Origin of the sequence: Janthinobacterium kumbetense (assembly GCF_023703445.1) — a bacterium.
GTDB lineage: Bacteria > Pseudomonadota > Gammaproteobacteria > Burkholderiales > Burkholderiaceae_D > Janthinobacterium > Janthinobacterium kumbetense.
This window is the reverse complement of sequence record NZ_JAMQGR010000009.1, coordinates 162,696-187,111: the sequence shown is the minus strand read 5'-3', so window position 1 is coordinate 187,111 and position 24,416 is coordinate 162,696. Positions and strand designations below refer to the sequence as shown.

Below are 24,416 nucleotides of genomic sequence, written 5' to 3'. Positions count from 1 at the left end.
GGAAATGAAAAAAAGCGCCGTTCCCGACTACTGGAACGGCGCCTTGCGCTACCTCAAACCGGCAACCATCAGAACTTCATGTTGGCCGTCAGGGTTGCCGAGCGGCCCGGTGCCACGCCAGCGTAATGCGGCGAGGAAACCTTGTCGAAGTACAGCTTGTTCGTCAGGTTCTGGATGTTCAGCTGCAGGGTCACGTTGCGGTTGACCACATAGCTGGCCATGGCGTCGAAGCGCGTGTAGGCCGGGGCAAACTTGTTGTTGGCCACGTTCGCATAGACCTTGTCGACGTAGTTCACGCCGCCGCCCACCGTGATGGCGGGCGTGACCAGGTAGGACGTCCACAACGAGGCGCTGTTTTTCGGCGTCGTCGGGAACTGGTTGCCGTTGTATGGCGACGGTGCATACACGGGTACCGCCGTCGTGCCCGTATTGACGTAGCCATTGTTTTCCACGATGGCGTTCAGGTGCGTGTAGCCGCCGAACACCGACCATTCCTTGGTGATATTGCCGCTCACGCCCAGCTCGATACCCTTGACTTGCTTGTCGCCCACGTTTTGCGTGCTGCCGTCCGGTGCCGTCACGCGCGCATTGCTCATGTCGCTCTGGAAATAGGCGCCGCTCACGGACAGGCGGCCACCCGGCAGCACTTCCCATTTCGTGCCCAGCTCGAAGCTCTTGCTCTCCTGCGGCTTCAGGTTCTGGATGGCGACCGTCAAGCCGTCGATGCCGTCGCCGCCGTCATTGCCCGGTGGCGTGGACGAGGTGCCGTAGGAAACATACACGCTGCTGTTGGTCGATGGCTTGTACACCAGGCCCGCCTGGTAGCTGGCGAAGGTGGCGTGCACCTTGGCGCTGGTGGCGGCGGTGGTCTTGCCGTCGAGCGTGTATTGCGGCGTGTTCAGCGAACTCTTGTAGTCATCCCAGCGGATGCCCACGTTGAGCAGCCATTGCGGCGTGAACTCGATGGTGTCGAAACCGTACACGGAACGCGTGTTGGTGACGATATTCGTGCGTGCCGGCGACACCGTGCGCGTGTAGACCCATGGGTCGTTGGCGTTCGGGTTGAGCAACGGTGCACAGTTGTACAGGGTGGCCGCGCCATAGGTCGGGCAGTTGGAACCGACTTTTTCCAGCGGGTTGTTCGTCCCCGGGCTGAACATATAGGAGCTGCGATCCGTTTCCTCGCGGCCGATTTCCAGGCCCACCGTGTAGGTGTGCTTCACGCCGCCGGCCAGGAATTCGCCGCCCAGGCTGGTCGCATTGGCCAGCGCGTCCGTATCGGTCGTGCGCGTGTTGGCGCGGCGCCAGACGGTGCCGTACAACATGGTGTTGCCCTTGGAATCGTCGGGCTGGGTCCACACGTAGTCGTTGCTGGTCTTGCCGTAACGGGTTACGTTGCGCAAAATCAACTTGTTGCCGAAGTCGTGGCGCACGTCGATGGTGCCGATATCGCTTTGCGTGTCGCGGAAATCGCGGTTGACCAAGCCATAGAAGGTGTCGCGCGGCACGTTGACGGGGGTGCCGTTGCCGTTTTTCGATACATTCGCGCCCGACGAGAACGGGTTGTTGAACGGCAAGCCGGTGTCCGGCAATTCGCTCGACTGCATGTGGTAGTAGCTGAGCGTCGCCTGCGTGGCCGATTTCAGGCCGAAGGTGATCGATGGCGCGATGCCCCAGCGGTCGCCATTGATGTAGTCGCGGCCGGCAACGTGGGCGTCATGCGCCATCACGTTCAGGCGCACGGCCACGTCGTCGCTGATGACGCGGTTCACGTCGGCCGTGGCGCGGCGGTACTTGGCGCTGCCCAGGCCCACGGTGGCGTTGGTGAAATTGTCGACTTTCGGCGTCTTGCTGATCAGGTTGACGCCGCCGCCCGCGGACGAACGTCCACCGTAGGCCGAGTTCGGGCCCTTGACGACTTCGATTTGTTCCAGCGCAAAGATTTCACGCGATTGCGAACCCGTGTCGCGGATGCCGTCGATATACGTATCCGTTTGCGCGTTGTAGCCGCGGATGAACAGGTTGTCGCCCACAGGGTTGCCGCCTTCGCCGGCGCCGATGGTGATGCCCGGCACGGTGCGCAGCGCATCCGTCAGCGAGACGGCGCCCGTTTGCGAAATGATTTCGGCAGGAATCACGGTGACGGATTTCGGCGTGTCCAGCAGCGGCGCCGTCAGCTTGTCGTTGGCCGATTTGACGGGCGCCTGGATCAGGCGGTCAGCCGTGCCCACGACCTTGACTTCCTGCAACTGCTGCGGCTTGTCCACCGTTTGCGCGTGCAGCGCCAGCGGCATGGCCAGGGTGGCAAACGCGGCCAGGGCCGTGCCATGCATGCGTGGCGCGGAAGTGGTGTGGTGCTTGCGGCTGCGGATGAGGGCTGTCGGCTTGGCGGCGCCCGCTTGGTCTTTCAATGTCATCGCTATCTTTCACTCTATCGGATGGATTAAATTATGGCTGGCTACTGCGCCGTGGCGCCTGGCTGGCTCGTTGATTGCTTGGGTACGACAAAACTAGAACCGCCACAGCGCCGTCATGCGCAACGCCCGGGGCGAGCCGGGCGCGATGTTGTCGTTGCTGTGGGCGGAGGCAAAATATTTTCTGTTGAACAGGTTTTCCACATTCAGCTGCAGCTGAAAATTTCCTTGCGGCTTGAAGTAGACGGCGCCATCGACGCGGGCAAATCCCGGCAGCGCCACCGTATTCGACACGGACGCATACACGGCGCTGCGGGCAATGATGCCCAGCGCCGCGCCCCAGACAGGCGAAAAATCGTAGCGGTTCCACAGCGACAGGCTGTGCCGGGGCACATGGGCCACCGTGGCCCCCTCGAATGCCGTGGCCGATTGCGTGGCCGTCAGCACGGCCCGCTGCCAGGCATAGCCGCCAGCGATGCTCCACCCGGGTTGGACCTTGCCCTTGACCTCCAGTTCCAGCCCCTCGCTGCGCTGGCCATCGACCAGCATGGCCCGCGTGGCGTCATTCGGGTCGGTGACGGCGACCTTGCTGCGCGTCAAACGGTACAAGGCCGCGCTGGCCGACAGGTCCGCGGTGGCTTCCCATTTCACGCCCGCTTCCACATTGCGAAAACGTTCAGGTTCAAACACGGCGTTGCTGGGCGTCAATGACGCCAGCTGTTCGCCCGCGCGCGGCAAGAACGATTGGCTGACGCTGGCATACAGCGACAGCGCCGGCACGGGCTGATAGATCAGGGCCGCGCGCGGCGACCACGGCGCATCCGTGCGGGCGATGCGCGCGCCATTGCGGCGGTTGACGAAATCGACGGCGAAGCGCTCGTAGCGCAGGCCGGCAATCGCCTGCCATTGCGGGCTGAAGCGGACCTGGTCCTGCAGGTACAGGGCGGCCGTGTCGGCCACGCCGTGGTTGTCGGCATCCGTGGCGCTGGGACGGAAGGTCACGGGCAAGTCCGTCACGGGGTGCGAAGTGGGCAGGCTGATGTGCGTGACGCCCTCGCCCAGGGTCGTGAAATAGCCGGTGTTGCGCAGATTGTCCGTCGTCTGGCGACCCAGTTCCCCGCCCGCCGTCAGGCGGTGCCGCACGGCGCCGCTGCTGACCGTCCACTCCACGTCCGTCTGGTTGAACAGGTTGCGCCGCAAGGTGGCGCTGTTGTACGCCAGCACCGTCACGCTGGCCCCATCCGCGCTGACGGGGCCGGGAAAGGCATTCTGGTACAGCTTGTCGTAATCGGCCAGGCGCGTGCGGTTGCGCAAGACCGCACCGCCGGCGAACGCATGCTCGATGGTCACGCCCAGCGCGTCGATGTAAGCCCACGACGGGCTGCTGCCGGCGATGCCGAAAAACGTGGACGGGTCCGTGTCGAACGGCCGGCCCCGGTACGACGGCACGCCTCGGTCCGTCACGCGGTCGTCGCGAAAATGTTCATAGCTGGCTTGCACGGTGGTGCGCGGCGACAAACGCCAGGCCACGACGGGGTTGACGGCGCTGCGGCGCACCTTCACGCCCTGGCGAAACGAGCCGCTGTTTTCCGCCATGGCGTTGACGCGCACGGCCACGTCGCCTTTCACGACCTGTTGCAGATCGATGGCGGCGCGCCCGTTGCGCCAGGCGCCCAGGCTCAGCGTTGCTTCGCCGTCATCGACCCACTGCGGCTGCTTGGTGGCCCGGTTGATCACGCCACCGCCACCGCCATGGCCGAAGACCAGGGCGTTCGGCCCCTTGATGGCCTCGACCGCTTCGATATTGTAGAAATCGCGGTAGTACTGCACGTCGTCGCGCATGCCGTCCAGATAGAAATCCGAGGTCGAGCTGTTGCCGCGCAGCACGGCCGTATCGCGGTTGCCCTCGCCTGCGGCCGTGCCCACGCCCGGCATGTAGCGCATGGCGTCGGCCAGGGTGCGCATGTCCTGGTCGCGTATCAATTCACGGCTCACCACGCTGACGGCCTGCGGCGTGTCATGCAGGGCCGTGTCGTTGCGGCTGGCGGCGGAAGAACTGGTACGGCGGTAGCCATCGTCGCCGCTGCCCTGCACGGTGACGGGCGCCAGCACTTGCAAGCCGGCGCCCTCCCCGTCCAGGTCGGCGCTCAGGGGCGTGGGCGCCAGGCGCACGATGTAACTTCCGTCCGGCAACTGCACGGCCACGAGGCCCGTGCCTGCCAGCAATTGCTGCAAGCCCTGGCCCGTGGCCACGGTGGCGTTCAAGCCGGCGCTGCGTTTGCCCTGCGTCAAGCCGCCTTCGGCCGACAGCAAGATTCCCGCCTGGCCCGCGAACTGGCGCAGGGCCTGGCCCAGGGGCGCGGCGGCGATGCGGAAGCTGTGCACGGTCTCTTCCGCCGCCGCTGCCATCGCATGCATGACAGGCACGGCCAGCAACGCCGCGGCCAGGGACAGCGGCAGCAGACGGCGGGCAAACGGCAGGGAGACAGGGTACGGCGGCACGGCATTCCTTATTGATGTTGAGCAGCTTACTTCTACCTTGCCAAACAACTTTTCAAAAAGGGAACCACTTTTTGAGAAATATTCTCATTTACTATTTTGACTGCGGCAGCTGGGCTTCCACCGTCACCCACCAGTCATGCAGGCGATGTATTCTCACGGGCAAGGTCGCTTCCAGCGCCGCCAGGATGCGGTCCGTATCGGCCAGCGGGTAGCTGCCCACCAGGCGCAGGTGGGCCACTTCGGGCGCGCAGCCCAGGTGGCCGCGCCGGTAGCGCGACAGTTGCGCGAGGAAATCATCGAGCCGCATCTGTTCCGGCTGCAGGCGGTACTCGATCCAGGCGGCCCCGTTCGGGTCGGCGGCGTATGGCTCGCCGATGAGACCGTCGCCGAAGCGCACTTGCCGGCCGGCCGGCACGATGCGCGGCACGCCGCCATCGCGGGGCGCCACCTCGACGCTGCCCTCGTAGACGGCCAGCAAGGTGGCATCGCCCTGCGGCTGCACGCTGAAACGCGTGCCCAGCGCGCGCAGGCGGCCGTGCACGGTGTCGACCACGAGCGGGCGCGCCGGCTGGCGGCTGTCGCGGGACGTGGCGAGATAGATTTCGCCGCCATGCAGGGCGATGCGGCGCAGCGTGTCGCTGTAATCGATGTCGAGGGCAGTTGCCGTGTTCAGCCACAGTTGCGAACCGTCGGCCAGCGCCAGCTGGCGGATGGTGCCGACCGGCGTTTTTTCGCCCGCATGCAGGCTGGCAACCCAGCTGCGCGTATCGCGCCGCAGCAGCGCGGCGCCACCCGTGCCGGCCGTCAGGCACAGCGCCAGCAAGCCCTTGACCAGGCTGCGGCGCGCGGCGTCGCTCTGGCGCGGGCCTGCGGCGTCGAGCGCCTGGCGCGCCGGTTCCGCCGGCACCTGGCGAAATTCGGCGCTGACGGCTTCCACCCTGCGCCAGGCGGCGCGGTGGGCGGGCGAGCTGGCATGCCAGCGCTCCCAGGCTTGCTGGTCGGCAGGACCGGCATCGTCCCCGCGCAGCACGGCGAACCATTCGGCCGCTTCCTGCAGGATGGCGTAGTCGGCCGGCGGCATGGCGGCGCCTGGCTTAGGCGACATCATCCATGCACAGCATGCATTGCAGCATGGCTTGTGCCATGTATTTTTTCACCATGCGTTCGGATACGTCCAGCTGGCCGGCGATCTGCGCATACGTCAGGCCGTCGAGCTGCGCCAGCAGGAAAGCCTGGCGCGCGCGCGGCGACAGGGTATCGAGCATGGCGTCGATGCGGCACAGGGCTTCGACCACGAGGGCCCGCTCTTCCGGCGACGGCGCCGTCATTTCGGGATGGCTAGCCAGGGCCGCCAGGAACGTGCGTTCCAGGGTCAGGCGGCGCCAGTGGTTGACCAGCAAGCCATTGGCCACCGTGCTCAGGTAGGCGCGCGGCTCGCGCAGGCTGTCCGCCGATTGCGTCGCCAGCATGCGCACGAAGGTGTCCTGCGCCAGGTCGGCCGCACCGTCGCGGCAACCGAGCTTGCGCCACAGCCAGTTATACAGCCAGCCATGGTGGCTGGCGTACAGGTCGCTAAAGGTATCGAGGGAGGGAGAAATGGTGGACACGGGCAAACAAACAAAGGGGCTGCCATACTTGCCGGTCAAGTGGGTCAGCACTGCATCACGAATGAGAATGATTTTCATTTTCACACAATTTCACGACGATGTAAATTATCAAAAGCATCATCCCGGCCTGCCGCGGGCATTTTGCGCAACAGTGCCAATGCTCCATCATTTGCGAATGATTCTCGTTTGCGTTAAAATGTCAGCCTTCCTTCTTCCCCGCCATGCCTGACGCCTCTGCATGGCGGCGCCATCGAAAGCCGCCATGACGACCTCCTCCCTTCCACAACCCCAGTTGCGCGCCAGCGCCGACGAGGCGCCGGAGACCCGCCAACAGCAACGCCTGCCTGCCGCCAACCCGCCGCAACGGCGCTGGCACTGGAGCTGGAAACAGGTGTGGTTTCAATTGCACTGGTTTATCGGCATCACGGCCGGCACAGTGCTGGTGATCATCGGCCTGAGCGGCGCCACCCTGGCGTTCAAGGATGAATTGCTCGATGTCATGAATCCCGGCGTGCGCCATGTCACTGTGGAAAGCCGCGCGCCGCTGACGCCTGGCCAGTTGAGCAACATTGCCGCTGCCGAACACGGCCAGCGCGTCGCCTCCATCACCATGTATGCCGAGGCGGGCGCGGCGCCACGCGTCTTCTTCGCGCCGAAGAACGGCCAGCGGCGCGGCGAGTCGATTTATGCCCACCCCTACACGGGTGCCACCCAGCCGGCGCTGACGGGCGCGGGCTTTTTCGAGTGGACGGAATCGCTGCACCGCTGGCTGCTGCTGCCGCGCGATCCGGGCCGGCAAGTGGCGGGCGCGCTGGCCCTGTGCCTGCTGGGACTTGCCGTGTCCGGCCTGTATCTGCGCTGGCCCCGCCGTCCGCTGGACTGGCGCACCTGGCTGACCTTCGACCCTGCATTAAAAGGCCGCTCCTTCCTGTGGAACCTGCACGCCGTGGCCGGCACCTGGTGCCTGGTGGTGTACGTGGCGCTGACCCTAACGGGCATTTACTGGAGCTATGACGTGGTGCGCGACAATATCGACGCCTGGGCCGGCAAGCCGCCCCGCGTGGCGCAGGCGCCGGCGAAAAAGGGACCGGCCGGGGAAAAGAAAGAAGCACCGGCCGTCGACCTCGGCCCGGCCTGGAGCAGCTTCCAGCAGCATGCCCCCGGCTGGACCCTGGCCAGCGTGCGCCTGCCGACACGCGCCGGCGAAGCCGTGCAATTCACGTGGCTGGCCAGCGACGCGCCGCACGAGCGGGCGCGCAGCCGCATGAGCATTGCAACGGCCGACGGCGCGGTGACGGAAAACGAACCGTACAGCCAGCAAGCGCTGGGCGCGCGCCTCGTCAACATCATTTATCCGTTGCACATGGGCACGTATTTTGGTTTGCCGGGCCGCATCATCGTCACCCTGGCCAGCCTGGGCCTGCCCCTGTTCGCCATCACGGGCTGGATGCTGTACCTGGGCCGCCGCAAGGCGAAACGCGCCGTGCAGGCGCAGCGCGCCATGCTGGGCGCCGGCGCGCCAGGCCAGGCGAACACGGGCTTGCCCACCTTGGTGGCCTACGCCAGCCAGTCGGGCCAGGCCGAGCGCCTGGCGCTGGAAAGCGCGCGCGCCCTGCAGCAGGCGGGCGTGGCCGTCGACGTGCAATCGCTGGACCGGTTCGATCCCGCACAATTGCGCCAGTACGAACGAGCCCTGATCGTCGCCAGCACCTTTGGCGAAGGCGAGGCGCCGGACGGCACGCGCCGCTTCGCGCGCCTGCTGCAAGCCACCTCCGGCACGCCGCTGGCGGGCCTGGAATTCGGCATGCTGGCCCTGGGCGACCGCCATTACAGCGCCTTCTGCGGCTTCGGCCATGCGCTGGCGCAACAATTGCAGGCACTGGGCGCCACGCCCCTGTTCCCCCTGATCGAAGTGGACAAGCACGACCCCGCCGCCCTGGCCGACTGGTCCACAGCGCTGGCCCGCTGCAGCGGCAGCGCCATCGACGCCATCGGCGTGCAGGAAGAAGCGTCATATGCCGAGTGGCGCCTGGCGCGCCGCGTGCTGCTCAACCCGGGCAGCCAGGGCGGCGAACTGCATGAAATCACCTTGACGGGCCCGGCCGGCGCCAGCTGGGAAGCGGGCGCGCTGGCGGAAATCATTCCCTGCAATGCAGACGGCAGCGATGGCGATGCCAGCAATGCTCATCACGCGCCGCGCAGCTACTCGATCGCCTCGCTGCCGTCCGATGGCGAACTGCAGTTGCTGGTGCGCCAGGAACGCCATGCGGGCGAGGAAAATCAAGGCCATGGCCTCGGCTCCGGCTGGCTGACGCGCTTCGCCCCGCTGGACGCCGCCATCCGCCTGCGCCTGCAAGCCAATCCGGCCTTCGCCCCCACCCTGGTCGACGTGCCCTGCATTTATATCGGCAACGGTTCCGGCCTGGCCGGCCTGCGCTCGCACTTGCGCGCGCGCCAGCGGGCGGGACTGGCCCGCAACTGGCTGCTGTTCGGCGAGCGCCAGCAAGCTTTTGACAGCGTCTGCGGCGCAGAGTTGCAAGGCTGGCTGGACGCTGGCCACCTGGCGCGCCTGGACCGCGTCTTTTCGCGCGATGGCGCCGATGCCGGCAAGCGTGAATACGTGCAAGACCGCCTGCGCGCCAACGCCGGGACGCTGCGCGACTGGCTGGCGCAGGGGGCCATCGTCTACGTGTGCGGCAGCCTGCAAGGCATGGCGGCAGGAATCGATGCTGTACTGCAAGAAATGCTGGGCCAGGAGGGACTCGACGCCCTGCAGGCGGCCGGACGCTACCGCCGCGACGTGTATTGACCTGGCTCAAGCCATCGCCGGCGCCACCCGGCTATGTGGGCCGGCGCACGGTCGGCGCCAGCCATCGGACTACAGTGGGGGCATGGCGGCCGGGCGACAAACTCGCGCCGCCCCACCCACTGTCTGCGAGGCTTCCCATGAAAAACCCCTGGATGAGCATGTACCTGAGCGCCGCCAACCGCATCGCCAACACGGCGCGCGGCCATGCGACGGCCGCCGTCAAGCGCGAAGCGGCGAAAAATACCGGCGTGACGCAAGTGTGGTTCGATTCCTTCCTGCCCCCGACAGGCAAGCCGCGGCGCAGCCGCAAGGCGAAATAAGCTCCTGGCAATGGGCGAACTGGTGCGGTGCATCACAGCAATAAATTGAAGTTTCAATCAGATGAACTAAACTGCAAGCATGGTAGTACATAAGGAAGTGACCGGCAGGCGCCGCATCCCCGCGCCGCCGCCGGGACACCGGGAGACGACCATGTTGACGCTCAAAGTGCTGGCTTGCCTTGCCCTGTCGGCCTTGCTGCTCGTACCCCTCGTGCTGCGCGACGCGATGCAGACGTCCGCCGGGCAGCAGTTGCAGGTGCCGAATGTTGATGCGCAAGGCATGTGGGCCCACTGGCCTAAGCAATAAGACGCGCGGCTGAGAAAACGTCGCTGACTGCGTTGCCGTGCCTCGTCGTACATTCGTACTGCCTTCGGCGCGGCGCCTTGCCAGCGGCGTTTTTCAGCGGCGCTCGGTAGTGGATTGCATCGTTAAAACCGCTTTGTTTTGCGGGTGGGGATTTGTTCTCTCCTCCCATTTATTTTTGCCTTGATTTGCTCCCCCTCTTCGCCGTACTTTTGATCCAGATCATGGATTTCCACCTTTGCTGCGCCCAAACTGGAACAGTCCGCTTCGCACCGTGACGGACTTAACCTGGAGCATCAGCATGGGTAAATCGGATTGGAAGGATGAGATGGCGCTGGGCGTTCCCGTCATCGACGAGGCGCATGAGGCGCTGTTTCAGGAACTGGCGCGGCTGCAGCAGTTGGGCGACCAGCATTTCAGCATGGCGTTTCGCGAGCTGATCGCGGCCGTCGAACGCGATTTCCGCGAGGAAGAGGATTTGATGGAGCAGATCGCCTTTCCCTCGCTGGCCAACCACCGCGAACAGCATGCGCGCGTGCTCAGCGGCCTGCACCATGCCTGGGCCGCCGTCGATGAAGGCGACCTGGAACATGGGCGCCACGCGCTGTCGCTGTTGCCGCAATGGCTGATCTTTCACCAGGCCACGATGGACCTGGCCCTGGCGGCGGCGCTGGAAATGGTGCAGCGCCAGCCTAGCTAGCTTCTACAGCAGCAGCACCGTGGCTTGCTCGGGCAAGACGACGCGGTAGTGTCCCGGGTATTTGTCTTCGCCATCGAAAATCTTGCAAAACACGGGCTGGTTGATGTCGTTGACGGCGGCCTCGTTCATGGGCAGGGTGGCGATCAGCTGCTCGCCTTCGACCAGTTGCAGCGCGCTGCCCCGCTCGGCAGCGCAAAACGCCAGCGATTGCACGTCGCTGGCGAACGGCCGCTTGTACCACGGCGTGATGGCCCGCACGGCGCGCCGGGCGTCCTGCAAGACCTGCCCCACGCGCTTGACGTTCCAGGCATCGCGCGCCACGGACGGCTGGAGCACGATATTCGCCGTCAACTCGCCCCTGCTCTTATTCACCAGGAAAGTACCGTCCTGCGCGGCGATGTCTTCGTTGAGCGGCACGACGAACACGCCGCCGTCGGACACCTTGATCGGCATGGGAGCGCCATTGCCTTGCAAGGCCACGCGCACGTCGTCGATGGTGGCGCTCAGCTTGGCAGGAATCAGGCGCAGGGCCATGACCACGCTGCCGCTCGACACTTGCCACACTTTCCTGGCCGTCAGATAACTGTCGCGGTAAGCCGTGAAGCGCACGCGCGGCGCCTTGGCGTCGCTGCTGGCGGTGACCGTCACCGTTTGCGATGGCAAGGTTTCCTCCGCGCCCGCCGACGCGGTTGGCGCCACGGGCGTGGCTGGCGCAGGGAGTGCCGGCACGAGCGGCGGTGGCGCGACGGCGGCGGGCGGCACGCTGGCGCTCTGCAGCGGCGCGGGGATAGCCGGCGGCGCGTGCTCCTGGGCCTGGCCCAGCGACACGACACACAACCATCCGGCACAAGCGATCCATGTACGCATGCATTTCTTTCAATGAGGAAAATATTTTATCAGCGCCTGCATTATCGCAGAAGGCCAGCCCATGCGCCGCTCCGGGTCTCCCTCCACTCCTGCCCGCACTCTTTTGGTGCGCACGCTTGATTATTTAACAAATACCACTTATATTGATAATGATTCTTATTCACATAAGTGAAGGGAATCGCGCGCCCTTCTTTTCCACTGCCCGCACGCGCCGGGCCTTGCGGTGGAACTGCTATCCAAGCCAGACCACGGGCCAGCGTCACGCCATCCCCCAGCTACTGCGCACCTCGCCAGACGAGATAGGAAAACACACAACTACAATATGCCAGGAAAATGATGCAATCGACGACAGTCTTCCCTCCTTCGCGCCAGCCCGCCTTGCGCCCCCTCCCCCGCCTGTTACACGTCGCCCTGCTGAGCCTAGCCGCCGGCACCGTCTTGCCGGCCCAGGCCGCCGACGCCGCTGCGGCCGACGTCACCATGCCGGCCGTCACCGTGCTGGGCCAGTCGATGGCCAGTACGGAAGGCACGCAGTCGTACACGACAGGCGAAGCGCGCAGCGCCACGCGCATGGACCTGTCCCTGCGCGAAACGCCGCAATCGGTCAGCGTCATCACGCGCCAGTTGCTCGACGACCTGGGCGCCGTGCGGCTGGACCAGGCGCTGGCGCAGACGACGGGCATCCAGGTTGGCCAGAATGACACGGAGCGCACGACCTTTTATGCGCGCGGCTTCGGCATCAACAATATCCAGATCGACGGCATGGCGCGCGGCGGCAATGCGCCATTGCAAGACACGATTTTGTACGACCGCATCGAGGTCGTGCGCGGCGCCACCGGCCTGATGGGCGGCAAGGGCGACCCGTCGGCCACCATCAACATGATACGCAAGCGGCCGACGAAGGAATTCCAGGCCAGCGCCGGCCTCATCATGGGCCGCTGGGATGACCAGCGCGTCGAGGCCGACCTGTCCACGCCGCTGAACCCGCAGGGCAGCGTGCGTGCGCGCACGGCCCTGGCGTGGCAAAAACGCGATTCCTACCTGGACATGTATCACGAACGCAAGACGGTCGGCATGCTCATCGTCGAGGCGGACCTGCGTCCCGGCACCCTGCTCACGGCCGGCGTCGACTTCCAGGACAACCAGCCCACGGGCGCCACCTGGGGCGCCGTGCCCTACTGGAACGCGGACGGCAGCCTGGCCAATTTGCCGCGCAACACCAGCTGGACGGCGCCATGGAGCACCTGGGCCAAAAAACAGCACACGGTGTTTACCTCGGTGGACCAGCGCCTGCCGGGCAACTGGAATCTGCACCTCGGCTATGCGCGCACGGAAAGCACGAACCGCACCACCGTTCTGTATGCGGGCAAAGGTTATCCCGATCCCGCCACGGGCAAAGGCATGGAACTGTGGACGGGCGCCTGGGGCGCGGGCAAAAATTACAGCGACAATTTCGACGTCTACGCCAGCGGGCCGTTTACCTTGCTGGGACGCAAGCACACGGCCATCATCGGCTGGAATGGCGACAACAGCCAGGATCGCTCCATCGGCGGCAAGGAAAAAATCGATTACTCGAAATTCATCCCAGATTACCGCAGCTGGACGGGCAACGTCCCCCGCCCCGTGTTCACCCCGGATGGCTCGCACACGGAAAGCGTGACGCGCCTGGCGGGCGGCTATGTGGCCACGCGTTTGAGCCTGGCCGACCCGCTGCACGTGATCATCGGCGCGCGCAGCAGCACCTATCGCACGGACACGCGCAGCTACAACACGCAAGGCGTGTACACGGGCAGCAGCGACTTTGTGGAAACGCGCAATGAAGTCACGCCGTACGTGGGCGCCGTGTTCGATATCAACAAGCAATATTCCGCCTACGCCAGCTTCACGCAGCTGTTCAACCCGCAAACGAGCAAGGACCGCAACAACCAGTTCCTGGCGCCGGAAACGGGCGACAATGCGGAACTGGGCGTCAAGGGGGAATTCTATGAAGGCAAGCTGAACGCGTCGGCCGCCCTGTTCCACACGAAGAAAAAGAATCTGGCGGAACTCGACCGTTCCGTGCCGCCCGGCTTTTTGCTGCCCGACGGCAGCCAGGCCATGGTGGCCAACGGCGCCGGCGTGACGGCCAAGGGCCTCGAATTCGACGTTTCCGGCCAGTTAACACCCGCCTGGGAAGCGAGCGGCGGCTATACCTATCTGCACGCGGCCGAGGCCGATGGCCGCCGCGCCGCCACCACCCAGCCGCGCCATTTGCTGCGCCTGGCCACCAGCTACCGTTTCGACGGCCGCCTGGCAGGGCTGAAAGCGGGCGCCAGCCTGACGGCGCAAAGCGCCACCTACAGCGAATCGTGGTACGGCCGTCCGCCGTCAAGCGAGATGACGAACATCCCGCAAGCCGGTTATGCGCTGGTCAACGCCATGGCCAGCTATGCCATCAACCGCCATGCCAGCGTGCAGCTGAACGTGAATAACTTGCTCGACAAAAAGTACTACCGCAACGTGGGCTTCTTCGATGGCGTGTTCTGGGGCGAACCGCGCAACGTCAGCCTGGCCGTGCGCACGGCGTTTTAAGCAGGGTGCAGTGCCTCAGGCTGCCGGCGCGCTGCGCCAGTGCGCGGGCGCGGGCAAAGTGAAGCCTTCGAGCAAGGGACCGCCCACGGGCGCCAGCACGGCGGCGGCCACCTGCCCGAACGCATGCTGGCCGGCCGGCAAGTCGCTGGCGACCAGGCGCAGCGCGCCGTCCAGCTGCCCGGCGACGGCGGCGTCGAACGCCTGCAGGCGGCGGAACAGATGCTTGCCGCCGCCGCTCCATACGCCCGCCGCGCGCAAGTGCAAGTCGGCCAGCGCTTCGTACAGCTGGCAAGCCACGGCCAGCGCCTCGCCCGGGTGCGCGCTGTCGACCAGGTCTTCCAGCGCGGTGGTGATGGCGTAGCGGCGCCGCTGCAGGCTTTCCACGTCGAGCAAGGGCGGCCCGGCTGCGGCGATGGCTTGCGCCAGCGCCAGCAGCTGCGCGTGCTGCGCTCCGGGCGCAAGGATGTTCCCCCCTTCCATCACCATCATCACCAGCGGCACCTTGCCGCCCGGCGCATCAATTTCCTTGCAAAAATACGTGAACGTGGCCATGTCGTGCGCGAACAGTTCCACCGTGCGCCCTTCGGCCACGAGGGTGTCGCGCCAGGCGCAATCGACGTGGTCGAACAGCAGCAGCAAGTCGATGTCGGAAGTGGGCGTCTGCCGGCCCGTGGCGAACGAACCGCCGATGATGGCCGCCACGGCCGTGGGATAGCGTTCACGCACCAGCCGCACGGCGATCGCGCGGATAGCGTCATAGGTGGAAATGTCTGTCACAGCCAGTGCTCCTTGCCGAAAAGCACTATCCTACACGCGATACGCGGCCTGCCGCCATCCTGCTACACTGGCGCTCTCTGATCAAGGAACCAACATGGAATACGATTGCATCGTGGTGCCCTCGCCCGTGGGCGAGCTGACGCTGGTGGCGCGCGGAACGGCCCTGGCCGCCATCCTGTGGGAAAACGACAAGCCCAACCGCGTGCGCCTGGGCGCGATGCGCGTCGATGACGGTTGCGCCGTGCTGCAGGAAACAGCGCGCCAGCTGGCGGAATATTTCGCCGGCACGCGCCAGCGTTTTGACGTGCCGCTCGATTTCGCCGGCACCGCCTTCCAGCAGGAAGTGTGGCGCGCACTGCTGACGATACCGTACGGCCAGACGCGCAGCTATGGCGAGATCGCGCGCCAGATCGGCCGTCCCGCCGCCGTGCGCGCCGTGGGCGCCGCCAACGGCAAGAATCCCATTTCCATCATCGCCCCCTGCCACAGGGTCATCGGCGCCACGGGCGAGTTGACGGGCTTTGCGGGCGGCCTGCATGCCAAGGAAACCCTGCTGGCGCTGGAAGGCATCGCCCTGTCCAGCGACCGCGAAGCGCTGAAAACGGGCCACGCCCGCCGCCGCGCCGTACCCATCGATACGGCGCAAGGCTGCTTGTTTTAGGCGCGGCATCGCTCCCCTTGTGGGATACTCACGCCCTCCGTTCAAGCAAACACATCCTATGCCCTACCTTGTCATCCTGTTTTTTGTCGTCCTGTATTTGCTGGCCACGTTCTTTTTCCACATCCCCGCCCTGGTCGCCCTCGTGTATGGCGTGCTGAGCCTGAGCTGTTTCGTTGCCTATGCGATCGACAAATCGGCCGCCAAAGGGGGCCGCTGGCGCACCTCGGAACGCACCTTGCTGCTGCTGGGGCTGCTGTGCGGCTGGCCGGGCGCCGTGCTGGCCCAGCAATGGCTGCGCCACAAGTCCAGCAAGCGCTCGTTCCGCATCCTGTTCTGGATCACGGTCGCCCTCAATATCGGCGCCTTCGTGTATTTCAGCATGCATTACGCGGCGCCCGATATCGGCACCGAGGTGGCGCCCATCGAACTGTAAAACCACTGCAAGCCAAGATGTAACAATTATTGCAGCCCGTTGTTCTTGAAATGATCGCCTGTCAGAATATCAATATTCACGATATTCAAGCCAATTCATTTACACGGGAAAGCCCTTTTCGACCATGCGTACCTTGCAATTCCACAATTCCTTCCTGTTCCGCCTTGCCGCCGCGATTTGTTTCGCCATCACCTTGGCGGGCTGCACGAGCTATCGCTTTATTCCCCCGGACTCCGATGCGGGGCGTCAATGCGTGACGAGTTGCGGGACCAATCGGCAAATATGCATTGCCGGCAAGGAACAAGTTGCCGCGGCCCAGGCGCAAGCTTGCGAGATGCGCAACGTCAGTACCGTTTCCCTCTGCCTGGCCGTGGCGAAAACAGATGCGGACCGGGAACTGTGCTCGAAGAAACGCCAATATTGCGCATCAAACAACTCTGCAACGTGGCAATGCGAGGCGGATTACCGAAGCTGCTATACGCAATGCGGCGGCAGGATCGAGGAAAGCGAATAAACGCTGACAGCCTGATGCCGTCGAACAGGATGCCGCGTGGCGAGCGCAAGGCGCGATGAACGACGCGCGGCAGACAGCTGCTTACTCGCCCAGCAGGCGCAGCGATTCCAGCCAGTCCGCCTTCCATTCGCGCAGCAACGGTTGCGTGGCGAACGCCTTCTTCAGGTGCGCCATCGGCACGCGGTGCACGTCGTGCAAGCCGAACGCCAACGTCACCGGATGCCACAGATGGCTGTTCTTGCCGCCGCGCGAATTCTTGCGCACGCGCGCGCCATCGTCGCCGAAGATGCCCACGCCGCTGGCCAGCCCCTTGTCCAGGTCGACCTTGCCCACGCCGGCAAAGGCCAGCAGAATCTGCTCGCGGGCCAGGCCCTTCAAGGCGCTGGGCAAGACCACGGGGCCCTTGTCCGCCTCTGCGACATCCGGCTGCGGATGCTGCAACTCCTTGAGCAAACGCAACAGATCGCGCTCCTGGAAGTGCAAGCCGTCCAGCGGCGCGCGCAATCCCGGCGCCTTCAGTTCGATGGCGATATTGCCCGAGTCGCGCGTAAAACGCAGCCACACGTCGTCCGCGCCCGAGGCCAGGTGCTGCTTGTCCCCGATAAACACGACGGGCGCCGCATAGCGCGTCACGCCGTCATGGAACAGCTCGGCCCATGCCTCGCTGTAATCGAGCCAGACGTAGGGCAAGCCGCCCTGCTCCAGCAAGCGCGCCAGGGTCCACGGCGTGCCCGTCTGTTCAGCCAGCCAGGCACAGGCGTCAAGGGCGGTGGCGCGGTATGGCAGGGATATGGCAGTCATGGCGGTTCCATCGATAAAAGTGGAGCGCAGTGTAGCAGACCTCGTCCTCATCCCCTTCGGCAGGCGCAGCGGGACGCTGCGCGATGTGCTAGGCTGGAAGCATCAGCACGCGCCATGCCCATTCCGGCCGCCTGGCGCACCACCGCGAGGGGATCACCATGCATTCGAGCACCAACGCCGCCACCGCACCTGCCCCGCCACCGGAACGCGATTCGCCCACGCCGGCCAGCGAAAGCCATGCCGAGGAAGCGCTCGATGAAGCGCTGAAGGAAAGCTTCCCGGCCAGCGACCCGATCGCCATTGCCACGCCAAAACCAGCCGGCAAGACGCCGTCCTGACGGCACGCCTTGCCAGCCACCGTTGCGGTGGCTTTTTTTTGCCTGAACTGAATCCGGACGCCCCGCCCCCGCGTAGATGGCTATGCCACGACCGAACGAAGTTACTACGCGGAAAGGAAACGCCATGCAGCACTACAGCAAAAAGACGGATCCCCTGGACCAGCGCCTGTACCTGGCCCAGCGCATCGACCGGGCCGATGCGCGCCTGCAACGCTTGCACGATGCGGCCGAGCGCGAACGCTGCGCGCAATGGATCACGGCCTGGGCCGTGGCGGCGGGCGCCGACGCGCCGCGCGGCATGAAGCTGCGCATCCGCGGCGAATTCATCCTGCTTTGATCCAAAACAAAAGCCCCGCCCGGTGCATGCGCACGGGGCGGGGCCAGTCAAGCCGACACCTTCCTAATCGGACGTGTCGCGGTACTGCTCGGGCGTCGTGTCGCCATCGGCGACTTCATACCACATCGCATTGAGCACGGCGAAGGTCGCCGCCAGCGGAAGACCCAGTATCCAGGCGAAATACCACATAGTTATATCCTTTCGTTGATTCTTAGTAGGCGTGACCGCTGTCATCCTTGATTGCTTTTGCATCAACCTTGCCCCACAGCACTTTATACACCCACGTCGTGTACGCCACGATGAGGGGAATGAAGACGGCCGTGACGACCAGCATGATGAACAGGGTCATGTGGCTGGACGAGGAATCCCACACCGTCAGGCTGGCGCGCGGGTCGATCGACGATGGCAGGATGAACGGGAACATGGCCGCGCCCACGCCGAGGATGATGCCGGCGATGCCGGCCGCGCTGGCCAGCAAGGCGGGCACTTCGCGGCGCGCGCGCTGGAAGGCAAAGGCCAGCAGCGGGCAAAGCAGGCCCAGCGCAGGGGCGATCCAGGTCCAGGGATGGGCGGCAAAGTTGAGGAACCAGGCGCCCACGTGCACTTCCGCCGTTTTCAGCATCGGGTTCGACGGACCGTCGACCACCACCGTGCTGCTGATGCGGTAGCCATCGACCCACAGCCACAGGGCCACGCCGGCCAGCGCATACAGCACGACGGTGGCAAGCGCCGCCACGCTGCCGTAGCGGCGCGCCCGTTCGGCAACCGGGCCGTCCGTTTTCAGCTGCAGCCAGGTGGCGCCGTGCATCACCAGCATGGCCACCGAGACAAGGCCGCACAGCAGCGCGAACGGGTTGAGCAGCGCAAAGAAGCTGCCGTCATAGAAGATGTGCATGTCTGGCGAGAAACGGAACGGCACGCCCTGCAGCACGTTGCCGATGGCCACGCCGCAAATCAGGGCCGGCACGAAGCCGCCCACGAACAGGGCCGCATCCCAGCGGGCGCGCCAGCGCGGGTCTTCGCGCTTGCTGCGGAACTTGAAGGCCACGGGGCGCACGATCAGCGCCACGAGGATGACGAACATGGCCAGGTAAAAGCCCGAGAATGACACGGCGTACAGCTGCGGCCAGGCGGCAAAGATGGCGCCGCCGCCGAGGATCAGCCACACCTGGTTGCCTTCCCACACGGGACCGATACTGTTGATGACGACCCTGCGCTCGAGGTCCGTCTTGCCGACGAAAGGCAGCAGGATACCCGTGCCCAGGTCGAAGCCGTCCGTGATGGCAAAGCCCACCAGCAAGATGCCGATCAGCAGCCACCAGATCAGGCGCAGTGTTTCGTAAGAAATCATTTCATGCAAAATCATGGTCTGGCCCTCCTTAGGCGCGTTGAGTCTGAATGGCAGCGGGGGCTGGCACGGGGGCCGGCGCCTTCTCTTCCGGCCCCTTGCGGATGGCCTTGAGCATGAGCTTCATTTCAATCATCAACAGCACCGTGTAGATGGCGGCAAAGCCGGCAATCGTGATCAGGAGGGTCGAAGCGCCCAGATTCGAGACGGCCACGGCCGTCGGCAGCACGCCTTCGATGACCCACGGCTGGCGGCCCACTTCGGCCACGATCCAGCCCGCTTCAATGGCCACCCACGGCAGCGGGATGGCGAACACGGCCAGCTTCAGCAGCCAGCGGTGCTTGTCCAGGGTGCGGCGCGTCGACAGCAGGAAGAACGTGCCGGTCAGCAAGATAAAGAACATGCCCAGGCCCACCATCACGCGGAAGGACCAGAACAGGGGCGCCACGGGCGGCACGGTATCGAGCGCGGCCTTGCGAATTTGCTCGGGCGTGGCCTGGCGCGGGTCGTCGACATAGCGTTTCAGCAGCAAGGCATAGCCCATGGACTGGCCTTTCGACTCGAACATGTCCTTCGCGTCCTGCGGCACGGGGCTGCCCGGCGCCACGCTGCGGATGGTTTGCAGCGCGTCATACGCCTTGATGCCATCCTTGATCAGCAGTTCGCCGCGGTCGACCAATTGCTCGATGCCGGGGATTTCCGTCGTCAGCGAGCGCGTGCCGATCAAGCCCATCACCATCGGAATGTGCACGGCGTAATGCGTCTCGCGCGCTTTCGCGTCGGGGAAGCCGAAGGCCGTGAAGGCGGCCGGGGCCGGCTCCGTGGTCCACATGGCCTCGATCGCGGCCAGCTTCATCTTTTGGTGTTCCGACGACAGGTAGCCGCTTTCATCGCCCAGTACCACCACCGACAGCGAGGCGGCCAGGCCGAACGACGCGGCGACCGTCATCGAGCGCTTGGCCAGCTGCACGTGGCGGCCCTTCAGCAGATACCAGGCGGAAATACCCAGCACGAACACGGCTGCGGCCGTATAGCCGGCCGACACCGTGTGCACGAATTTCGCCTGTGCCACGGGATTCGTCAGCACGGCGCCGAAATCCGTCACTTCCATGCGCATGGTTTGCGGATTGAAGGCCGCGCCGACGGGATTTTGCATCCAGCCGTTGGCGATCAGGATCCACAGGGCCGAGAAGTTCGAACCGATGGCCACCAGCCAGGTCGTGACCAGGTGGCCACGCTTCGACAGCTTGTCCCAGCCGAAGAAGAACAGGCCGACGAAGGTCGCTTCCAGGAAGAAGGCCATCAAGCCCTCGATGGCCAGCGGTGCGCCGAAAATGTCGCCCACATAATGGCTGTAGTAGCTCCAGTTCATGCCGAACTGGAATTCCATGACGATGCCCGTCGCCACGCCCATGGCGAAGTTGATGCCGAACAAGACACCCCAGAACTTGGTCATGTCGCGCCAGATGGGGCGGTTCGTCATCACGTAAACCGTCTCCATGATGGCGAGGATCACTGACAGGCCTATCGTCAGCGGAACGAATATAAAGTGGTACAGGGCTGTCAGCGCAAACTGCAGTCTGGATAAAGCGACAATATCGAAGTCCATATGATTTCCTTGGTGTTTCCCTACTGTAATTGTAAACTTGGTATCTATCTGATGCGATTCGATTGGTTCCGCCGCCTTCGGGCTGGCGTGCGGCACCGCCTGTCTCCGTTCTTGTCAATCCCCCCGCAAACCCGCCAGGGCCGCTTCGAAGCCATCCGTGCCGCGCCGCAGCTCTTCGACGATGCGGCCGTCGCGGATGCGCAGCAGCCGGTCCGCCAGCGCCGCTTCGCGCCGCAAGTGGGTTGCGATCAGCAAGCTGCGCCCTTCGCAGCGCGCGCGCAAACGCTGCAGGACGTCGCTTGCCGTCCCCGCATTCAGCGCTTCCGTCGCTTCGTCGAGCAGCCACAAGGTCGATTCGTGCAGAAACAGCCGCGCCAGCGCCAAACGCCGCGCCTGGCCGCCCGACAAGCCCAGGCCGCCCTCGCCCAGCATGGTGTCGAGGCCGCCCGCCAGGGCGCGCACCTCGTCGTCCAGGCCGGCCGCCTGCAGCGCCGCCCACAGCTGCGCATCGCTGGCGGCGGGGTCGGCCAGGCGCAGGTTGTCGCGCAAGCTGTCCTGGAACAATTCCGTCTTCTGCGTGAACAGGCAGGCGCGCGGCGCGCTCACCTTGCCCGACAATGGCACCAGCTCGCGCGCGGCCAGGGCCAGCAAGGTGGACTTGCCCGCGCCGCTGGGGCCGATCAAGGCCACGCGCTCGCCGGCGGCGATGTGCAGCGATACGTCATGCAGGATGGCCACATGGCTGCCCGCATGCGCGGCGCTGACGCGTTCCAGGCGCAAGCCCGGTGCGGCATCCAGGGGCAGCGTGGCGACATCCTGCTGCTCCAGGCGCGGCGCCAGGCGGCGCATCGCCAGCAGCATGCGCCCCGCTTCCAGCGCGCCGCGGCGCAATCCCGCAAACGGTTCCACGGCCGTCAGGGCGATCAGCAGGGCCAGCGCCGCGGCCGGCACGCTCAGCGCCTGCTGCTGCACCAGCGCGGCGACGGCCAGCAGCACCCCGGCCAGGGTCGCGCTGCCGGCCACGCCATATGCGGCGCCCGCCGCCGTTTCCAGGCGCAGCAGGGCGAAATCGGCTTGCGCCAGCGAGCGGTCGATCCGCGCCAGCGCCGCGCACTGGGCGTCGATGCGGCCCGCCATCACCAGGTCCGTCTGGCCGGCCACCAGGTCGATGGCGCCGGAACGCAGTTTTTCGATGGCGCGCGAGCGCAGGATGGCCGGGCGGCGGGCGCGGCGCGCCACGCTCCAGCTGATGCCGCCGCCGGCGGCCAGCAGCCACGCGGCCAGTCCCAGGCCCAGCTGCCACTGCATCACGCCCAGCGCCACGCCCGCCAGCAAGGCCGCGCACAGGGCCGTGAAGGCGGGCACCAGCAGGCGCAGGTACAGCGATTCGAGCGCATCGATATCGGCCGTCAGGCGGAACAGCAGCTTGGCAGGCTGGCGCAGCAGCCGGCTGGCCGCTTCCGGGCGCGACCAGCCGCGAAACAGTTGCACGCGGATGCTGGCCAGCGCGGCGAACGTGGCGTCGTGCGTGACGAGGCGCTCCGCATAGCGCGAACCCGTGCGGCCGATGGCCAGCAGGCGGATGCCGGCCGACGGGCCGAACACGTCGAACAGGATGGCCGTCGAGGCGTGCAGGCCGGCAATCGAGGTGGCCGTGATGAACCAGCCGGACAAGCCCAATAAGGCCATGCCGGACACCGCCGTCAGGGCCGCCAGCAAGGCGCCCCCGATCAGCTTGCCTGGTTGGGCCAGCAGCAATTGCCGCAGGACGGGATTCGAGATCAATGTGGTGTTCATGCGCGCAACTCCTGTGCCTGCGCCCGGGCATCGACCTGCACCGTGCGCTGCAGGCGCCCGGCCAGCACGGGGTCGTGCGTGGCGACGATCATCGTCTTGCCTTTCGCCAATTCCAGCAAGGTGTCCGTCACGCGCTCCGCCGTTTCGCTGTCCAGGTGGGCCGTCGGTTCATCGACCAGCAGCAAGTCCGCGTGCGGATGCAGGGCCACGCGGGCCAAGGCCAGGCGCACGGCTTCGCCGCCGGACAAGCCCTGCCCGCCATCGCTGAGCATGACGGCCGGCTGCGCCTGCGCCACGGCAGCCAGGTCGGCCAGGTGCAGCGCCTGCGTCACTTGCGCGGCATGCGCGCCCACGCGGCCCAGGGTCACGTTCTGGCTGACGGAGGCGGCAAACACGTGGGGACGCTGGCCCATCCACGCCATGCGTTGGCGCAAGGTATTCACGGTGCCGTCGTTCAGGCGCACGCCGCCGATGCGGATCTCGCCGCCGCTGGCGGGCAGCAAGCCGGCCAGCAAGGACAGCAAGGTGGTCTTGCCGGCGCCGCTGGCGCCCAGCAGGGCGACATGTTCGCCGGCGCGCACGGTCAGGTCGAAGCCGTCGAAGACGGGCGCCTCGCCGGGATGGGCAAAGCGCAGTTGATGGATTTCGATAGCGGGCGGCGGCGCCACGGCCATGGCGGCGGCGGAGACGGCAGCGGCTGCCACGCCGGCGCCGGGCAGGGGCACGCCCTCCCCCGCCAGGTCGTGCAGGCCGGCCAGGCCCGCTTCGCCGGCCGCCTTGTCATGCCAGACGGCGGCCAGTTCGCGCAAGGGTTCGAAAAACGCGGGCGCCAGCAGCAGGATGAACAAGCCCTGCCCCAGGCTCAGTTCGCGGCCCCAGGTGCCGAAATTGATGCTGCCCAGCAAGGAGAAACCGATAAACGCGGCCACCATGGCGACACCGAGCGCGGAAAACAGTTCCAGCACGGCGGACGACAGGAAGGCGATACGCAGCACCACCATCGTGCGCCGGCGCACGGATTGCGACGAGGCATCCAGGCGTTCGGCCGTGGCATCGACGGCGTCGAGCGCGCGCAGGGTAGCCAGGCCGCGCAGGCGGTCCAGCAGAAACGCGTTCATGCTGCCCATTTCCACCATCTGCGCGCGGCTGGCCGCTTGCGCGCCCATGCCCACGAGGGCCATGAAGACGGGAATCAGGGGCGCGGCGATGAGCAGGATCAGGGCGGCGATCCACGACAGGGGCGTCACCACGGCGAGGATCACGAGCGGCACGAGCATGACTTTCCAGCGCGCGGGCTTGTAGCGCACCAGGTAGGGCACGATGGCTTCGGCCTGTTCGGCGATGACGCTGGCCGCCTGCCCCGACTGGGCGCGCTGGCGGTCCAGCGGCGAACGGTGCGCCAGCGCTTGCGCCACTTGCGCGCGCAAGGTGGACAGGTGGTCGCGCGCCGCCGCATACATGCGCCGCGCGCCCCACGCTTCGCCGCCGGCGCGCAGCACGCCCAGCAGCAGCACGCCGGCGGCCGGCAACAGGGCCGCGCGCCACGGTGCGCCGGCCAGCATGGCTTGCACGGCCCAGGCCAGCAAGGCCGCTTGTGGCAGCCACAGCAAGGCGGCGCCGCCCTGCGCCAGGCTGGCGGCACGGGGAAGGATAAAGCGGGGCAAGGACAGCGGCGTGGTAGGCATATCTATACTTTTTGAGTTTTCA

Annotated in this window: 22 protein-coding genes; 10 read left to right on the top strand and 12 right to left on the bottom strand. The window is 65.8% G+C overall.

Annotated features, from left to right (window positions below):
• Positions 1 to 68 precede the first annotated feature (68 nt).
• The 4 genes from NCG91_RS22330 to NCG91_RS22315 form a co-directional block, all read right to left on the bottom strand.
• Complete coding sequence (locus NCG91_RS22330) at positions 69 to 2,417, bottom strand: TonB-dependent receptor (RefSeq protein WP_251351244.1); 2,349 nt, start codon at positions 2,415 to 2,417, stop codon at positions 69 to 71.
• A 93-nt stretch (positions 2,418 to 2,510) separates the two neighbouring features.
• Positions 2,511 to 4,916, bottom strand: a complete 2,406-nt coding sequence (locus tag NCG91_RS22325; RefSeq protein ID WP_251351243.1) for a TonB-dependent siderophore receptor — start codon at positions 4,914 to 4,916, stop codon at positions 2,511 to 2,513.
• Positions 4,917 to 5,007: 91 nt separating this feature from the next.
• Positions 5,008 to 6,021 carry a FecR domain-containing protein gene (locus tag NCG91_RS22320; protein ID WP_251351242.1) on the bottom strand — a complete coding sequence of 338 codons (1,014 nt, stop codon included), beginning with the start codon at positions 6,019 to 6,021 and terminating at the stop codon, positions 5,008 to 5,010.
• Entirely contained in the window at positions 6,011 to 6,523 is a 513-nt protein-coding gene (locus NCG91_RS22315) for a sigma-70 family RNA polymerase sigma factor (RefSeq protein WP_435526510.1), read from the bottom strand. The genes NCG91_RS22320 and NCG91_RS22315 overlap by 11 nt, the downstream gene beginning before the upstream one ends.
• 262 nt (positions 6,524 to 6,785) lie before the next feature.
• Here NCG91_RS22315 and NCG91_RS22310 point away from each other — a divergent pair, with 262 nt between their 5' ends.
• The 4 genes from NCG91_RS22310 (at position 6,786) to NCG91_RS22295 (ending at position 10,656) form a co-directional block, all read left to right on the top strand.
• The gene (locus NCG91_RS22310) at positions 6,786 to 9,332 is read left to right on the top strand and encodes a PepSY domain-containing protein (RefSeq protein WP_251351240.1); all 2,547 of its coding nucleotides are present in this window, start codon (positions 6,786 to 6,788) and stop codon (positions 9,330 to 9,332) included.
• A 137-nt stretch (positions 9,333 to 9,469) separates the two neighbouring features.
• Positions 9,470 to 9,652 carry a hypothetical protein gene (locus NCG91_RS22305; RefSeq protein ID WP_251351239.1) on the top strand — a complete coding sequence of 61 codons (183 nt, stop codon included), beginning with the start codon at positions 9,470 to 9,472 and terminating at the stop codon, positions 9,650 to 9,652.
• Positions 9,653 to 9,803: 151 nt separating this feature from the next.
• Complete coding sequence (locus tag NCG91_RS22300) at positions 9,804 to 9,959, top strand: hypothetical protein (RefSeq protein WP_180278567.1); 156 nt, start codon at positions 9,804 to 9,806, stop codon at positions 9,957 to 9,959.
• Between the two features lie 298 nt (positions 9,960 to 10,257).
• The gene (locus NCG91_RS22295) at positions 10,258 to 10,656 is read left to right on the top strand and encodes a bacteriohemerythrin (protein ID WP_251351238.1); all 399 of its coding nucleotides are present in this window, start codon (positions 10,258 to 10,260) and stop codon (positions 10,654 to 10,656) included.
• Positions 10,657 to 10,659: 3 nt separating this feature from the next.
• Here the strand turns inward: NCG91_RS22295 and NCG91_RS22290 are convergent, their stop codons facing one another.
• Positions 10,660 to 11,523: a hypothetical protein gene (locus NCG91_RS22290; RefSeq protein WP_251351237.1), complete on the bottom strand. Its 864-nt coding sequence runs from the start codon at positions 11,521 to 11,523 to the stop codon at positions 10,660 to 10,662.
• A gap of 336 nt (positions 11,524 to 11,859) precedes the next feature.
• On the opposite strand from NCG91_RS22290, the gene NCG91_RS22285 reads away from it, so the two are divergent.
• A complete protein-coding gene (locus NCG91_RS22285) occupies positions 11,860 to 14,094 on the top strand; it encodes a TonB-dependent siderophore receptor (protein WP_251351236.1) in 2,235 nt (744 codons plus the stop codon).
• A gap of 15 nt (positions 14,095 to 14,109) precedes the next feature.
• On the opposite strand, the gene NCG91_RS22280 is transcribed toward NCG91_RS22285, so the two are convergent.
• Positions 14,110 to 14,871 (bottom strand): nucleotidyltransferase domain-containing protein, encoded by a 762-nt coding sequence (locus NCG91_RS22280; protein ID WP_251351235.1) that lies wholly within the window; start codon positions 14,869 to 14,871, stop codon positions 14,110 to 14,112.
• Positions 14,872 to 14,965: 94 nt separating this feature from the next.
• On the opposite strand from NCG91_RS22280, the gene NCG91_RS22275 reads away from it, so the two are divergent.
• The 3 genes from NCG91_RS22275 (at position 14,966) to NCG91_RS22265 (ending at position 16,479) form a co-directional block, all read left to right on the top strand.
• Positions 14,966 to 15,532: a methylated-DNA--[protein]-cysteine S-methyltransferase gene (locus tag NCG91_RS22275; protein ID WP_251351234.1), complete on the top strand. Its 567-nt coding sequence runs from the start codon at positions 14,966 to 14,968 to the stop codon at positions 15,530 to 15,532.
• 58 nt (positions 15,533 to 15,590) lie between these two features.
• A complete protein-coding gene (locus NCG91_RS22270) occupies positions 15,591 to 15,965 on the top strand; it encodes a DUF1294 domain-containing protein (protein ID WP_099664481.1) in 375 nt (124 codons plus the stop codon).
• A gap of 124 nt (positions 15,966 to 16,089) precedes the next feature.
• The gene (locus NCG91_RS22265) at positions 16,090 to 16,479 is read left to right on the top strand and encodes a hypothetical protein (protein ID WP_251351233.1); all 390 of its coding nucleotides are present in this window, start codon (positions 16,090 to 16,092) and stop codon (positions 16,477 to 16,479) included.
• Between the two features lie 81 nt (positions 16,480 to 16,560).
• On the opposite strand, the gene NCG91_RS22260 is transcribed toward NCG91_RS22265, so the two are convergent.
• Positions 16,561 to 17,280 (bottom strand): hypothetical protein, encoded by a 720-nt coding sequence (locus tag NCG91_RS22260; RefSeq protein WP_251351232.1) that lies wholly within the window; start codon positions 17,278 to 17,280, stop codon positions 16,561 to 16,563.
• Positions 17,281 to 17,438: 158 nt separating this feature from the next.
• Here NCG91_RS22260 and NCG91_RS22255 point away from each other — a divergent pair, with 158 nt between their 5' ends.
• Together NCG91_RS22255 and NCG91_RS22250 are read left to right on the top strand one after the other, a co-directional pair.
• Positions 17,439 to 17,618, top strand: coding sequence for a hypothetical protein (locus tag NCG91_RS22255; RefSeq protein WP_251351231.1), 180 nt, complete (start codon positions 17,439 to 17,441; stop codon positions 17,616 to 17,618).
• Between the two features lie 124 nt (positions 17,619 to 17,742).
• The gene (locus NCG91_RS22250; RefSeq protein ID WP_099664484.1) at positions 17,743 to 17,955 is read left to right on the top strand and encodes a hypothetical protein; all 213 of its coding nucleotides are present in this window, start codon (positions 17,743 to 17,745) and stop codon (positions 17,953 to 17,955) included.
• Between the two features lie 63 nt (positions 17,956 to 18,018).
• Here NCG91_RS22250 and cydX read toward each other — a convergent pair whose 3' ends face one another.
• The 5 genes from cydX to cydD all read right to left on the bottom strand — a co-directional run bounded on the left by cydX (position 18,019) and on the right by cydD (position 24,394).
• Complete coding sequence (gene cydX / locus NCG91_RS22245) at positions 18,019 to 18,144, bottom strand: cytochrome bd-I oxidase subunit CydX (protein ID WP_077402854.1); 126 nt, start codon at positions 18,142 to 18,144, stop codon at positions 18,019 to 18,021.
• 22 nt (positions 18,145 to 18,166) lie between these two features.
• Entirely contained in the window at positions 18,167 to 19,321 is a 1,155-nt protein-coding gene (gene cydB / locus NCG91_RS22240; RefSeq protein WP_099664485.1) for a cytochrome d ubiquinol oxidase subunit II, read from the bottom strand.
• Positions 19,322 to 19,334: 13 nt separating this feature from the next.
• Entirely contained in the window at positions 19,335 to 20,912 is a 1,578-nt protein-coding gene (locus tag NCG91_RS22235) for a cytochrome ubiquinol oxidase subunit I (RefSeq protein ID WP_099664486.1), read from the bottom strand.
• A gap of 114 nt (positions 20,913 to 21,026) precedes the next feature.
• Entirely contained in the window at positions 21,027 to 22,709 is a 1,683-nt protein-coding gene (locus NCG91_RS22230) for an amino acid ABC transporter ATP-binding/permease protein (RefSeq protein WP_251351230.1), read from the bottom strand.
• Positions 22,706 to 24,394, bottom strand: coding sequence for a thiol reductant ABC exporter subunit CydD (gene cydD / locus NCG91_RS22225; RefSeq protein ID WP_251351229.1), 1,689 nt, complete (start codon positions 24,392 to 24,394; stop codon positions 22,706 to 22,708). The genes NCG91_RS22230 and cydD overlap by 4 nt, the downstream gene beginning before the upstream one ends.
• Between the last annotated feature and the right edge of the window lie 22 nt (positions 24,395 to 24,416).

Excerpts from the sequence above, each read along its gene's own strand:
- NCG91_RS22330 (WP_251351244.1), bottom strand. The coding sequence starts at position 2,417 with ATGACATTGAAAGACCAAGCGGGCGCCGCCAAGCCGACAGCCCTCATC.
- NCG91_RS22320 (WP_251351242.1), bottom strand. The coding sequence starts at position 6,021 with ATGTCGCCTAAGCCAGGCGCCGCCATGCCGCCGGCCGACTACGCCATC.
- NCG91_RS22310 (WP_251351240.1), top strand. The coding sequence starts at position 6,786 with ATGACGACCTCCTCCCTTCCACAACCCCAGTTGCGCGCCAGCGCCGAC.
- NCG91_RS22305 (WP_251351239.1), top strand. The coding sequence starts at position 9,470 with ATGAAAAACCCCTGGATGAGCATGTACCTGAGCGCCGCCAACCGCATC.
- NCG91_RS22300 (WP_180278567.1), top strand. The coding sequence starts at position 9,804 with ATGTTGACGCTCAAAGTGCTGGCTTGCCTTGCCCTGTCGGCCTTGCTG.
- NCG91_RS22295 (WP_251351238.1), top strand. The coding sequence starts at position 10,258 with ATGGGTAAATCGGATTGGAAGGATGAGATGGCGCTGGGCGTTCCCGTC.
- NCG91_RS22290 (WP_251351237.1), bottom strand. The coding sequence starts at position 11,523 with ATGCGTACATGGATCGCTTGTGCCGGATGGTTGTGTGTCGTGTCGCTG.
- NCG91_RS22285 (WP_251351236.1), top strand. The coding sequence starts at position 11,860 with ATGCAATCGACGACAGTCTTCCCTCCTTCGCGCCAGCCCGCCTTGCGC.
- NCG91_RS22275 (WP_251351234.1), top strand. The coding sequence starts at position 14,966 with ATGGAATACGATTGCATCGTGGTGCCCTCGCCCGTGGGCGAGCTGACG.
- NCG91_RS22270 (WP_099664481.1), top strand. The coding sequence starts at position 15,591 with ATGCCCTACCTTGTCATCCTGTTTTTTGTCGTCCTGTATTTGCTGGCC.
- NCG91_RS22265 (WP_251351233.1), top strand. The coding sequence starts at position 16,090 with ATGCGTACCTTGCAATTCCACAATTCCTTCCTGTTCCGCCTTGCCGCC.
- NCG91_RS22260 (WP_251351232.1), bottom strand. The coding sequence starts at position 17,280 with ATGACTGCCATATCCCTGCCATACCGCGCCACCGCCCTTGACGCCTGT.
- NCG91_RS22255 (WP_251351231.1), top strand. The coding sequence starts at position 17,439 with ATGCATTCGAGCACCAACGCCGCCACCGCACCTGCCCCGCCACCGGAA.
- NCG91_RS22250 (WP_099664484.1), top strand. The coding sequence starts at position 17,743 with ATGCAGCACTACAGCAAAAAGACGGATCCCCTGGACCAGCGCCTGTAC.
- cydX (WP_077402854.1), bottom strand. The coding sequence starts at position 18,144 with ATGTGGTATTTCGCCTGGATACTGGGTCTTCCGCTGGCGGCGACCTTC.
- cydB (WP_099664485.1), bottom strand. The coding sequence starts at position 19,321 with ATGATTTTGCATGAAATGATTTCTTACGAAACACTGCGCCTGATCTGG.
- NCG91_RS22235 (WP_099664486.1), bottom strand. The coding sequence starts at position 20,912 with ATGGACTTCGATATTGTCGCTTTATCCAGACTGCAGTTTGCGCTGACA.
- NCG91_RS22230 (WP_251351230.1), bottom strand. The coding sequence starts at position 22,709 with ATGAACACCACATTGATCTCGAATCCCGTCCTGCGGCAATTGCTGCTG.
- cydD (WP_251351229.1), bottom strand. The coding sequence starts at position 24,394 with ATGCCTACCACGCCGCTGTCCTTGCCCCGCTTTATCCTTCCCCGTGCC.